The 12,741-nt window shown below is 54.4% G+C and carries 9 protein-coding genes; all 9 read right to left on the bottom strand.

Annotated elements, in window-relative coordinates; genetic code table 11:
- Positions 1–26: 26 nt before the first annotated feature.
- On the bottom strand, positions 27–959 hold the full coding sequence (gene spoVK / locus CV945_RS00810) for a stage V sporulation protein K (protein ID WP_100658925.1): 933 nt from the start codon (positions 957–959) through the stop codon (positions 27–29).
- 335 nt (positions 960–1,294) lie between these two features.
- Positions 1,295–1,522 carry an RNA chaperone Hfq gene (gene hfq, locus CV945_RS00805; protein ID WP_011230812.1) on the bottom strand — a complete coding sequence of 76 codons (228 nt, stop codon included), beginning with the start codon at positions 1,520–1,522 and terminating at the stop codon, positions 1,295–1,297.
- Between the two features lie 34 nt (positions 1,523–1,556).
- On the bottom strand, positions 1,557–2,504 hold the full coding sequence (gene miaA / locus CV945_RS00800) for a tRNA (adenosine(37)-N6)-dimethylallyltransferase MiaA (protein WP_011230811.1): 948 nt from the start codon (positions 2,502–2,504) through the stop codon (positions 1,557–1,559).
- A gap of 193 nt (positions 2,505–2,697) precedes the next feature.
- A complete protein-coding gene (locus tag CV945_RS00795; RefSeq protein ID WP_025039094.1) occupies positions 2,698–4,395 on the bottom strand; it encodes a methyl-accepting chemotaxis protein in 1,698 nt (565 codons plus the stop codon).
- A gap of 214 nt (positions 4,396–4,609) precedes the next feature.
- A complete protein-coding gene (locus CV945_RS00790) occupies positions 4,610–5,959 on the bottom strand; it encodes an MDR family MFS transporter (RefSeq protein WP_062898539.1) in 1,350 nt (449 codons plus the stop codon).
- A gap of 276 nt (positions 5,960–6,235) precedes the next feature.
- Positions 6,236–7,261 carry a C40 family peptidase gene (locus tag CV945_RS00780; protein ID WP_011230807.1) on the bottom strand — a complete coding sequence of 342 codons (1,026 nt, stop codon included), beginning with the start codon at positions 7,259–7,261 and terminating at the stop codon, positions 6,236–6,238.
- Positions 7,262–7,469: 208 nt separating this feature from the next.
- Entirely contained in the window at positions 7,470–9,362 is a 1,893-nt protein-coding gene (mutL, locus tag CV945_RS00775) for a DNA mismatch repair endonuclease MutL (RefSeq protein ID WP_011230806.1), read from the bottom strand.
- 14 nt (positions 9,363–9,376) lie between these two features.
- A complete protein-coding gene (mutS, locus tag CV945_RS00770; protein ID WP_047757753.1) occupies positions 9,377–12,085 on the bottom strand; it encodes a DNA mismatch repair protein MutS in 2,709 nt (902 codons plus the stop codon).
- Between the two features lie 96 nt (positions 12,086–12,181).
- Positions 12,182–12,730 carry an outer spore coat protein CotE gene (locus CV945_RS00765; protein WP_011230804.1) on the bottom strand — a complete coding sequence of 183 codons (549 nt, stop codon included), beginning with the start codon at positions 12,728–12,730 and terminating at the stop codon, positions 12,182–12,184.
- Positions 12,731–12,741 lie beyond the last annotated feature (11 nt).

Raw genomic sequence — 12,741 nt, 5'->3', positions numbered from 1 at the left:
GGTACCAAAGGAGCGCCGTTTCCTCGTTACGCATGAATGACGAGATCGCGGTCACGGATCGTCATCAGCTCTTTTTTTTCATATCGCCCTTCATAAAGAAGGCGGACCGCCTGCTTGCGGATCGCTTTTTCGATTAAGTTGCGCACATAGCGGCCGTTGCTGAACTTGAGGCGGCCGGTCGCTTCCAGCGTCCCTTCGAGATGAATGTACAGTTTCCGCTCCGCTTCCGGCGTCATTTCATACTCGCGTTCGCGCAGCATTTGCTTGGCGATTTGCACAAGCTCCTCGACCGTATAATCGGGAAACTCGATCGTGAGAGGAAAGCGCGACGGCAAGCCGGGATTTAGCGACAAAAAGTAGTCCATTTCTTTCGGATAGCCGGCCAAAATCACAACCAAGTCGTCGCAATAGTCTTCCATCCCTTTGACAAGCGTGTCAATCGCTTCTTTGCCGAAATCTTTTTCGCCCCCGCGGGCGAGCGAATACGCTTCATCGATGAACAAAATTCCGCCGCGCGCTTTTTTGATCAAATCGCGCGTTTTGCTCGCCGTATGCCCGATGTACTCTCCGACCAAATCGGCCCGCTCCGCCTCGATGAAATGCCCTTTGGACAGCACGTTCATCTCAAAAAACAGCTTGCCGAGCAAGCGCGCCACTGTCGTTTTGCCGGTGCCGGGATTGCCTTTGAAAATCATATGGAGCGCCTGGCGGTTGGCCTTTAAGCCGTTCTCCTTGCGCAGCCGGTTGATGTACAGCCAGGCGTAAATTTCCTTGATGATTTTTTTGACATGATCAAGGCCGATCAGCTGATCAAGCTCCTTTTGAATATTGCGGAGCGCCTGATGCTCTTCGCCATCGAGCCAGTCGTTTCTCTCTTCTTTCACTAAATGGTTTACCGTTTTGGAGTTCAACACGATGTTGATTTGCCCTTTCGCCTTGTTCATCGTCAATTCTGACAAGGGGCGTCACCTCGCTTCCCGTTTTCTGCCATCCGCACCCGTTCCGACTTGGCTTTTGACGCCTTGCCTTTTCGTTACTAGTATACGTACGCCACCGCCGATCCGTGACAATCGCCCAAACGAACAGCGGGTCGGCTATAGCGGAAAAAGTTTGTATATGTTTATTCACAAAAGCGGCGGTTTACGCATCTGAATTCACCTCGTCCCTCACTTCCCTTCGGGTGACGCAGGAGCTTGTCGATCAAATAGCGGGCGCGGAAGGAAAACGGGAAATGGCAAAAGGCGCCCTCCGCGAAGGAAGGCGCCTTTTTTCGGCGGCGTATGTACCGTCGGTCTTACTGTTCGGTTTCAAAATGGATGTTCCGCTCCGGCGCAAACGTCGAAATGGCGTGCTTGTAAATGAGCTGTTGTTTTCCTTGCACTTCCAAAAGTACGGTGAAGTTGTCAAACCCTTTAATGTATCCGCGCAGTTGGAAGCCGTTCAATAAGAAGACGGTCACTTGAATGCCCTCTTTGCGCAGCTGGTTTAAAAACTGGTCTTGAATATTGATCGTATTTTTCATCAAACGTCCTCCTCTTTTCTCTCTAAGGATATAATTATATATTCGCTTCAAGTTGAAGCTTTCCTGCTACATAGCGAGAAATTTCCTCCACCTTGGCGGCGAACTGCCCAGCGTCGGTCATGTCAAACCATTTCACCGGCATTTGGTTGCGAAACCAAGTGAGCTGCCGTTTCGCATAGCGGCGCGAATTTTGTTTCAGCTGCTCGATCGCTTCATCAAGGGAAACGCGGCCGTCAAAATAGTCGTACAGCTCCTTGTAGCCGATGGCTTGCACCGCCTGGCAGTCGCGCAGGCCGCGGTCATAAAGCGCCCTCGCCTCTTCGATCAACCCTGCGGCGATCATCTCATCGACCCGCTCGTTGATGCGGCGGTAAAGCGCCTCCCGCTCCGCCGTCAAGCCAACGATGGCCGCCTCATACAAAAGCCGCTTTGACTGCCCTTGCTGCCACTCGCTGAACGGCTTTCCGGTGCAATGATACACTTCTAAGGCGCGGATGACGCGGCGGATGTTGTGCGGATGAATGCGGGCCGCACTTATTGGATCAACCGCCTCAAGCCGCCGGTGAAGCGCTTCGGCTCCTTGCTCGGCCGCCAGCTGTTTGAGCGCCCGGCGGTACGCTTCGTCGGAAGGGGCGGCGGAAAATTGGTAATCGTAAAGGGCTGCCTGAATGTACAGCCCGGTGCCGCCGACGATGATCGGCAGCCGGCCGCGCGCCGAAATCTCGGTGATGAGCGCACGGCAAAGCCGCTGAAATTCGACGACGGAAAACGGTTCGCACGGCTCTTTGATGTCCAGCAAATGATGCGGGATTCCTTCCATCTCATCGGGCTTCACTTTCGCCGTGCCAATGTCCATCCCTTTATAAATTTGCATCGAATCGCCGCTGATGACCTCTCCGCCCAGCTTTTTCGCCAACGCGATGCCGAGCTTCGTTTTGCCGACCGCCGTCGGCCCGACGATGACGGCGACTTTTTCAGCCATAGCGCGTCACTGCTTTCTGTTGTGGGACTTTTGTCAACCATCATTATACATAAAAACAGCTGTGCATGGAACCATTTCTTTCATACGTTTTCGCCATCCACAAATCGTTTTATACATGGCAGCGCGAAAAATCGCCTTTCTTCCCTTTCGCCATAACCATATGGAAAAAAATGAACGCCATAAAAGGCGCTCATCATAATGAAAACTTGTTGACAATCGCCTGCAAATCGTCCGCCATTTTCGAGAGCGACGCGGCCGAAGCTGAAATTTCCTCCATCGAGGCCAGCTGTTCCTCGGTCGCCGCCGACACCTCCTGCGCACCGGCCGATGTCGACTCGGCCACGTCGGCGACAAGCCGGACGGAGCGCACCATTTGCTCCGAAGAAGAGACCATGTCGCTGACCGCGGTGGATACGTCGCGGATTTGCGCCGCAACTTCGTCCACGGCGGCGCGAATGCGGGCGAACATTTCTCCCGAGGCGCGAATGACGTTCGTTCCGGCCGTCACTTCGTTGACGACCGACTCCATCGATTGGACGGCATGGACCGTTTCTTCTTGAATGGCAGCGATCAATTCCGCGATTTGCTGGGCCGATTGGGCCGATTGCTCGGCGAGCTTCCGCACTTCGTCAGCAACGACGGCAAAGCCGCGCCCGTGCTCGCCGGCGCGCGCCGCCTCAATGGCGGCGTTTAAGGCGAGCAAGTTCGTCTGCGCCGCGATGCTGCGGATTGCTTCGATGATCGAGCCGATTTGCTCGGAACGGTGGCCAAGCCCTTTAATGAGGTCAGCCAGCCGCTCGACCGTATCGTTGACTTTGTTCATTTGCGCAACGCCCGCCTCGATCGTTTGCCCTCCCTCAGCCGCTTGTCTTGACGCCTCAGCAGCGATGGCGGACACGCTTTGCGCCCGTCCGGAAATTTGCTCGATTCTCTCAGACATCGAATCGACGGCGGCGGACGTTTCTTCCACGCTTTGCATTTGCTTGTCCATGCCGGAAGCAACGCCCTGAATCGTCATGGCGATTTGCTCGGTCGCCTTGCTCGTCTGTTCGGCGCTCGCTGCCAGCTCCTCCGACGAAGCGGCGACTTGCTCGGCGTTTTGCGCCACTTCTTGAAGCACTTCGCGCAAGTTTTTCGCCATTTGCTCAAACGAAGCGGCGAGTGCGCCAATTTCATCGCGGTTGCGAACCGAGAGCCGCCCGTCCGTCAAATCGCCGGCGGCGATCCGCTTCGCCGCTTCCGACAGCGCCAATAGCGGGCGGGAAAGCGAGCGGCTGATGTAATAGCTGACGGTCGCTCCAGCCGCCGCCGTCAACAAGCCGACGATGATGATCAGCCGCTGGACCGCAGCCGCCGATGCGCTCGCATCATCATTAGCTTCCTTCATTTCCCGCTGCTGGAGAGCGACCAATTGATTCACCTTTTCATCAAATTGGGTTGTTAAGTCGCGCCCTGTTGTGGTCACAAGGGCGATGTACTGCTCCGGTTTGTTTTGCGCTTTTAGGTCGAACGTTTTTTGCCCAAGTTCGTAAAACTGCTGTTCAAGCAAATCGAGCTCGGCAAGCAGCTGTTTCGTTTCTTCCCGCGTCAGCTCCGCCGCAAGCTTTTCGCTTATTTTCTTGTACTCCCCATGCGCTTTTTCAAAATTTTTCCTTGACGTCTCATCGCCGGTCAACAAATAGCCGCGCATGCTGCCGACCTCGCGGCGGATCAATACTTCAAGCTCTTTGGCATTGACAAGCTTCGTCACCCGTTTGTCGATCACATCGGTGTATGTACGGTCAAGAGTCGAAATTTCGTAATAAGAAAACCCGACTAGCAGCGCGATCAACACGTAGACGAGGCCGAAGCCAGCCAGCAGTTTTTTGCGCACGGTCATTTTCATGTTCATTGGCAAGTCCTCCGTCTGTGAATCAGTATGTTGTTCCATCTACATTATCGGATGATAACAGCCAATGTTTAGTATTTTTTTTGGCTCTTTCGCCATCTTTGATGAAAAGGCCTGCTTCATTGAGAAAATCAACTGGATTTTCTCAATGAGCCTCCTCTTTCACCGTAAACTCGCAAGGAGAGCAAACCGGCCGCCCCCATGCCGCTTCCCCGCCTTACGCCGTTCCTTCCGGCTGCCACGTGTTTCGGCCGGTTTCGGCTTCATCATGAATGAAAAGCGAGGTGACAAGCGCGGCGATGCTGCCAATGAGGCCGAATAAAAACAAATGATGGATGCCGGTCATAAACGTCGGCGCCTTCGTCAAAAACGCTCCCATGACGGTCACGCCGATCGCCGTGCCGATATTGCGGCAAAACATAAAAAAGGACGTCGCGATTCCTTTTTCATGGACGTCCGCAAGCTGCTGCGAGCCGATGACGCCGACGGTCGAGGTCAACCCAAACGACAGCCCTTGGACAAACATGACGAAAAACACATACCAAAACCCGTGACTTTCGTTCAGCAGCGCCAGAAGCAAGCCGGACGCAACCAGCAGCACATTGCCGATGATGAGAAGCGGACGGTAGCCATAGCGCAAAATCCATTTCCCGGCCGGCACGGCGGCGATCATCCAACCAACGGACGAGCCGAGCAAAGCGACGCCGCTGATAAATACCGATAAATGAGCAACATTTTGCAAAAAGAGCGGAATGTAGCTTGACGTGCCAAACAGCGCGACGCAGCTGACAAAGCCGTTAATGTTCATCCATTTGAGCGTGCGGTGATGAACAAGTGAAAGCGGCACGAGCGGAGACGGCTGCCGTTTTTCGAAAAAGTAAAACACCATGAGCAAGAGCGCACCGGCCGCCCCGTACCACCATTGTCCGCGCTTCGCAACAGTGACGAGCAAAAGCAGGCTGACTGCGGCGGCAAATAACACCGCCCCCATATAGTCAACCGCCGCCCGCTTCGGTTCATATACTTCTTTATATGGAAACAACGTCACAAGCGAGAGCAGGCAAATGGGAATGTTGACATAAAAAATCCAGCGCCATGTCGCGTATTCGACAAACAGCGAGCCTAAAAGCGGCGCCAAGACGGCGGAAATCCCCCACATGGCGGTAAAAAACGCCTGGATCTTTCCGCGCTTTTCCACCGGAAACAAATCGCCGGCGATAATGGCCGGAAACGGCATCATAAACCCGGCGCCGACCCCTTGTACGGCGCGGAACAGGACGAGTTGCACCATATTTTGCGACAAACCGCAAAGAAGCGAGCCAATCAAAAATAAAATGATGCCAAAGCTGAATACGTTTTTGCGGCCAAACAGGTCGGACAGACGGCCGGCAATCGGTGACAGGACGGTTGTCGTAATCATGTATGACGCAAACGCCCATGCATAAAGGGAGAATCCCCCAAGTTCTTTGGCGATGATCGGCATCGTCGTGTTCATGATCGTCGTATCCATCGAGGCGACGAGCATGGCCAGCACAATGCTCACCATCACGGACAGACGGCTGTTCATACCAATGCCCTCCTTTTTGATCATCTATGAATATCTTATTTTACATGATGAATCATCATGGCACCAAATGATACGCGCCAGAAAGCCGGACTATTTGTACTTGTTGCTGTTTTTTGTTGCCTTAAAAGCAGAAAGCCTCAAAACCGCTAACCCGTTTTTCCGCGGCATCATCCTGCATCTTTGTTGGATTCGGCTTTCACTCGCACGAACAACAAAAAAGCTGTTCACCGAAGCGCCTAAGGCTTCGCACGAACAGCTGCGTTAATCGTCTTTCATTTAGTTGATGACCCGAACCGCTTTTACATACCGCGTTTTCCAATAGGATGACGTCAGCGACGAATACGCAACACCCAACGAAACGGTCGCGTTGATCATTTGCCCGTTGCCAGCGTAAATGCCGACATGGTTGATCGTCCCATTTGAATCGGTGTCAAAAAAGACGAGATCGCCTTTTTGCAATTGGTTAAACGACACCGTTCTTCCGGCTTGCGCTTGAGCGGTGGATGTGCGCGGCAGCGAAATGCCGGCTTCGCTGAAGACGCGCATCGTAAACGATGAGCAGTCAAACACATCGGTGCGCGACGGGCTTGCTCCGTACAAATAACGCGCCCCTAAATATTTTTCCGCAATATCGATGATTCGGTCGGCAAGCGATGCGGACGACTCAGTGGCAGCCGAGTTGGCGGCCGATACTTGCTGCTTGGCCTCCCGGACATCAGTCGTTCCGCCCGCCACTTTAATGGCTTGGCCAATGCGGATGGTGTTCGGGTTTGTAATTTGCGGATTCAGTGCCAATAGACGGTCGACCGTCGTTTGAAACTTGTTCGCAATCTCAAGCAGCGTATCCCCCGCCTGCACGATATACCGGCCGCTTGTCGGCACGGCTGCCGGCTGCACATTGTATGTATTGGAACGTTCCTGTTCCCCTGCTACTTGCAGCTTCTGCCCGGCGCGAATGAAGTCTGGGTTCGTAATGCTTGGATTAAGCTTGAGCAACGCATCCACAGTCGTGCTAAACTTGCGGGCGATTCCGCTTAGCGTATCACCAGGCTCGACCGTATATGTATTCGAAGAAGTTTCGTTCGATTTATTTGGTTCATTGACGCGCAATACTTGTCCGGGAAAAATCAAATCCGAAGACAAACCGTTTTCTTGCTTTAACGCGGCGACCGTCGTGCCGGATTGCCGGGCAATCTTCCAAAGCGTATCGCCTTTTTGCACCGTATAGCTCGCCGCCGATGCCGCGTGGCCGGCCAACAGCGAGCCGATCAACGTGCTTGTCAATACAACCGTCTTTTTCATGCTGCATCCCCCTATGACGTCGATGTATCCATCTTTATGTATCCATGTTTATACAAAATTCGCTATCACTCTACAAAATTCACCACGTATTCCTACACATGAGCCATTATAGTAAAATCAAAGCAATCCGTCTGTAACAGAAAGAATAAAAGTAGATTACAAAACGATTACAAAAAGCGCCCCCTTTGTCGCGCAAAGGGGGAGCAGGCTACATCACCCGTTTAAATAGTTTTTCAATTTCATATGTCGAAAAATGAACGATGATCGGCCGGCCGTGGGGACAAGTAAATGGGTCCGTTGTCTGCCGCAGCGCCTCAAGCAAAGCGAACAGTTCATCCTGGCGCAAATGTTGGTTTGCTTTAATGGCGCGCTTGCAGCTCATTAAGATCGCCGCTTGTTCGCGCAATTGCTTGATGTCGACCGTTTTGGCCGCCAACACTTGTTCGATCATTTCCTCGATGATTTCCCTTTCTCTCCCTTTCGGAAACCACGTCGGATGGGAGCGAACGAGAAACGCCCGCGGCCCAAACGGCTCAAGAAACACGCCGCAGCGCGCCAGCTCATCGCGGCAGGCGGCGATCCGCTCGTACTCGTCGGCTGGATATTCAAACATCAACGGAACGAGCAGCTCCTGCACTTCCTTCGTGGCTTCGCCGAGTTTTTCCCGGAAATATTCATAGTTGATCCGCTCTTGAGCCGCATGCTGATCGATCATATACAACCCATGTTCGTTCTCCGCCAAAATGTACGTCCCATGCAATTGTCCGATCGGATAAAGCGGCGGCAGGCGATCGGCCGCCGCTTTATCCTCCGCTTGCCCATCTGTCGGCAAGCGGGGAGAGCACCGCTCTTCTCCCACCTCTTCCTCCTGCTTTCGCTCAAAAGCGGGCCCATGTTCGTCCAGTATTCCACATTCATCCGTCTGCACAGCCGCGGATGGCCGCTCAGCCGGTGCGTCACCGGTTAGCGGCGCAAGAGGGGCGGTCGCATCTTCCCCGCCGCCGATGTCGCTCGATAAGACAGACGGCTCGCGGACGCGATGAGTGAACGTCCAAGCCGCCTGCTCCGCCTTTGGTTTTGCCATCTTGCTGTCGGCAGATACGGACGGAATGAGCGTCCGCTTGCGAAATGCCTGGCGGATGGCGTCTGTGACGAGCTCATTCAGCTCTGCTTCCTTGCTAAAGCGGACTTCGAGCTTTGCCGGATGGACGTTGACATCGACAAGCACCGGATCCATTTCAATGGATAAAAACACAATCGGATAGCGGCCGATCGGCAAGAGCGTATGGTAGCCGGCTTCAATCGCTTTCATGAGCGGCACGCTGCGCACATAGCGGCCGTTGACAACAAGCGAGATGTAGTTGCGCGAGGCGCGCGTCACGTCCGGCGGCGAAATGTAACCGCGAATAGTAAAATCGAGCGATTCCGCTTCAATGGGGATCATTTGCCTCGCCGTCTCGGCGCCGTAAATAGCGGCGAGCACGTGCCGAACATCGCCGCTGCCATTGGTGGCAAGCAATGTTTTGCCCTGGTGGCGGAGGCGAAATGATACGTCCGGATGGGCGAGCGCTAGCCGGTTGACGACGTCGGCCGCATGGCCGAGCTCGGTGTGGATCGTTTTCATATATTTCAAGCGCGCTGGGGTGTTGAAAAACAAGTTCGATACGGTAATATCCGTTCCTTTGCGCCCCGCCGCCCGCTCGCGGGAGACGAGTGCGCCGCCTTGAAGCACAAGCTTCGTTCCCGGTCCGCTGCCCGTGCCGGTCGTCAGCTCCACTTCGGATACAGAAGCGATGCTCGGCAGCGCCTCACCGCGGAACCCGAGCGTGCGGATGCGGAACAAATCGTGCTCGTCATGAATTTTGCTTGTCGCATGGCGTTCAAAAGCGAGCAAGCAGTCGTCTTCCTCCATGCCGTCGCCGTTGTCGATGACGCGGATTTTCGCCATTCCCGCCTCTTCAAGCTCGATGTTGATGACCGTACTATGGGCATCAATGGCGTTTTCCACCAACTCCTTGACGACCGAAGCCGGCCGCTCGACGACCTCGCCGGCGGCGATTTTGTTTGCCAGCAGGTCATCGAGCTTGCGGATGCGTCCCATCGGGCCTCCCTCCTTTACTTGAGGAGCTTTTGCAGTTCATACAGTTTGTTGAGCGCCTCAAGCGGCGTCATCTCGAGCAAATTGATCTCTTTCAGCGCCGCGAGCGCCTTTTTCTCTTTGTTTGAAAGAGGCGGCTCCACAGGCGCCGGGGCAAGGTCAGGAAACATACTCAGCTGCTCAAACGCCGCTTCCGCCAAAACGCCCTCCCGCGCCGCGCCGGCTGACGGACGGGAGGCCTTCTCGCGCTCAACCTTGCTGCCGACGTCTAACGCTTCGTTCCCCTGAAAAGCCAAACCCGCTTCCGCCAAAGCGCCATCGTCCATCCTGCCTGCGGCGGCTTCCTGTTTTCCCGCCGCTTTCTCCAGTTCCGCTAAAATGGCCCGCGCGCGTTCAATGAGCGAAGCCGGCAGCCCGGCCAGTTCGGCGACGTGAATGCCGTAGCTCTTGTCGGCCGGCCCGTCGGCGATTTGATGCAAAAAGACGACTTTGCCGTTTTCCTCGATGGCGCGGGCATGGACGTTCGAAAGCCGCGGGAGCGAACGCTCCAAGGCGGTGAGTTCATGGTAGTGGGTGCTAAATAGTGTTTTCGCGCCGATATGGTCGTGAATGTACTCAATGATCGCCTGGGCGAGCGCCATGCCGTCGTACGTCGATGTGCCGCGCCCGATTTCATCAAACAAAATGAGGCTGTTTTGTGTCGCATGAGCGATGGCGTGGCGCGCCTCCAACATTTCGACCATAAACGTGCTTTGTCCTGCCGACAGGTCGTCAGCAGCGCCGATGCGGGTGAACACTTGGTCAAAAATGGGCAGCACCGCCCGCTCGGCGGGAACGAAACAGCCGATTTGCGCCATGACGGCGGTGAGCGCCACTTGCCGCATGTACGTGCTTTTTCCAGCCATGTTCGGTCCAGTGATGAGCAGCATTTCCCGCTCGCGGTTCATGTAGCAGTCATTCGGCACGTACATTTGCGCGCCGAGCACTTTTTCGACAACCGGGTGGCGGCCGCCTTGAATCACCAAGACGCGCTCCGTGGAAAACTGCGGACGCACGTAGCGATACTCGTCGCTGATCGTTGCGAATGATTGAAGCACATCAAGCTCGGCAATGGCTTTCGCCAACGTCTGCAGGCGCGGGATGTATTGCTTCACCTGCTCGCGAATGGCGACAAACAGTTCATATTCGAGTTCGATGCTTTTTTCTTCCGCCTCCAAAATGAGCGCCTCTTTTTCCTTCAACTCCGGGGTGATAAACCGCTCGGCGTTGGCGAGCGTCTGCTTCCGCTCGTAACGTCCTTCCGGAACAAGGGGGAGATTGGGCTTTGTCACTTCAATATAGTAGCCAAACACTCGGTTGTAGCCGACTTTGAGCGATTTGATGCCGGTCGCTTCCCGCTCCTTCGCCTCAAGTTCAGCGATCCACGCCTTGCCGTTGCGGCTCGCATCGCGGTAGCGGTCGAGCTGCTTGTCATATCCGTCTTTGATGAGGTTCCCTTCTTTGACGGAAAGCGGCGGCTGTTCTTGAATCGAGCGCTCGAGCAAATCGACGAGCTCTTCGCACGGGTCAAGGCGCTCGCACAGCTTGTCCGCTTCAGCGAGCGGCAGTGCGCCGACCGTCTGGCGGAGCGCCGGCACTTGAAGAAGCGACTTTTTCAGCTGCACGAGATCGCGGGCATTGGCGTTGCCGTAGGAGACACGGCCGACAAGGCGCTCAATGTCGTAAACGCCGCGCAGCCTGTCGCGCAGCTCCTGCCGTTCAAAATAGCTCGTTTTCAACGTTTCCACAAAATCGAGGCGCCGTTCGATTTCGCGCCGATCAATGAGCGGCCGGTCCAGCCATTGTTTTAAGAGCCGCCCACCCATCGCTGTCACCGTTTCATCCAAAAGCCATAACAACGAGCCTTTCCTTCCTTTTGACCGCACCGTTTCGACCAATTCCAAATGCAGCTTGGAATGTCGGTCCATTTTCATATAGTGGTCAACTTGATACAACTCAGCCGGCTGCAAATGATCGAGCCGCCGCTTTTGCGTGCGGACGAGGTAATGAAGCAAGCGGGCTGCGGCCTGCCGCAGCTTTTCTTGCGCCACATGGCCGATGACGCCGTTCCATTCGTCGCATAGAGATGTGTCGTCCTCATAAGAGACCGCCGCCCCGTACCGCTCTTTCAGCTCGCGCACCCACTCTTCGCCGCTGTCTGTGGCAACGATGATCTCCCGCGCTCCAACGGCGTGCAATTCGTTTGCCGCTTCCTCCCACGAAGAAAGAAGCGTCAACCGGACCTCGCCGGTCGACAAATCGGCGTAAGCCAATCCGTATGTACCATCAGCAAACGGCGTGAGCGCCGCCAAGTAGTGGTTTTCCTTCTCGGTGAGCCCTTTGCCTTCCATGAGCGTCCCTGGGGTGATGAGCTGCACAACTTCGCGGCGAACGACGCCTTTGGCCGTTTTCGGGTCTTCGACTTGTTCGCAAATGGCGACTTTATATCCCTTTTCGATTAACTGCTCAATATATCCTTGCGCCGAATGGTACGGCACCCCGCACATCGGCACCCGTTCATCGCCGCCGTCGCGGCTTGTTAATGTAATTTCCAGCTCTTGCGCCGCCTTGATGGCGTCGTCAAAAAACAGTTCGTAAAAATCGCCAAGCCGGAAAAATAAAAACGCGTCCGGATATTGCGCTTTAATGTGCAAATATTGCTGGATCATCGGTGTGTACGATGGCATCGCTTCTCCCCAACCTTTTCGGCCCGAAGGCTCGTTGATTGCGCTACTATTATAACAAGCGGCAAAAGAAAAAACTAGGAAAGAAATTTCCTAGTTTTATTCTTCTTCGCCAAGCAGCAAATCTGGGCTTAAATCTTCTAATTCTTCATCAAGGTCATCCTCGTCGCAAAAATCGTCGTCCTTGCCGCATCCTTCCGGATTGATGGCAACGCACACCTTCGTTTCGCCGATCACTTCGGCGACAAACTCCCGCTCAACATCGACAACGATTTTATTGCCGTTTGGCGAAATCGTGCATTCGAGGCAGTTCGGCTGCTGGATGACGCGGACGATGACATCGGTGTCATCGCTGATTAAATTATCTTTGTCGCGATATTTTAATTTGACGACGTCCGTATACGACACCGTTTCGGTGACGACTTCGGTTTTTGTATTGTGGTTGTACGAATACCAGACGTTGATGTCATAATGGCCGTGAATTTCGACCGTTTTATCGCATTTTTTCGCTTCATAACGGTGGTTGATGATCCAGCAGCCGAGAATGCTTGACGGGCGGTTCGGCGCCGTCACCGTATGGGTCGATTGTGTAAACTTGCGGCCTTTGCCGACAACAGCTTTCGTAATAATTTCTCTGTATTCAGACATCGAACGGAACC

Source organism: Geobacillus sp. Manikaran-105, assembly GCF_002809955.1.
Taxonomy (GTDB): domain Bacteria; phylum Bacillota; class Bacilli; order Bacillales; family Anoxybacillaceae; genus Geobacillus; species Geobacillus thermophilus.
Note: the sequence above shows the minus strand (reverse complement) of the source record. Positions and strands in the feature narration are given on the sequence as shown.

What these genes read in the sequence shown, in the direction of transcription:
- CV945_RS00790 (WP_062898539.1), bottom strand. Translation starts at nt 5,959, where the DNA reads ATGAACAGCCGTCTGTCCGTGATGGTGAGCATTGTGCTGGCCATGCTC.
- CV945_RS00780 (WP_011230807.1), bottom strand. Translation starts at nt 7,261, where the DNA reads ATGAAAAAGACGGTTGTATTGACAAGCACGTTGATCGGCTCGCTGTTG.
- mutS (WP_047757753.1), bottom strand. Translation starts at nt 12,085, where the DNA reads ATGCCATCGTACACACCGATGATCCAGCAATATTTGCACATTAAAGCG.
- CV945_RS00765 (WP_011230804.1), bottom strand. Translation starts at nt 12,730, where the DNA reads ATGTCTGAATACAGAGAAATTATTACGAAAGCTGTTGTCGGCAAAGGC.
- miaA (WP_011230811.1), bottom strand. Translation starts at nt 2,504, where the DNA reads ATGGCTGAAAAAGTCGCCGTCATCGTCGGGCCGACGGCGGTCGGCAAA.
- mutL (WP_011230806.1), bottom strand. Translation starts at nt 9,362, where the DNA reads ATGGGACGCATCCGCAAGCTCGATGACCTGCTGGCAAACAAAATCGCC.
- hfq (WP_011230812.1), bottom strand. Translation starts at nt 1,522, where the DNA reads ATGAAAAATACGATCAATATTCAAGACCAGTTTTTAAACCAGCTGCGC.
- CV945_RS00795 (WP_025039094.1), bottom strand. Translation starts at nt 4,395, where the DNA reads ATGAACATGAAAATGACCGTGCGCAAAAAACTGCTGGCTGGCTTCGGC.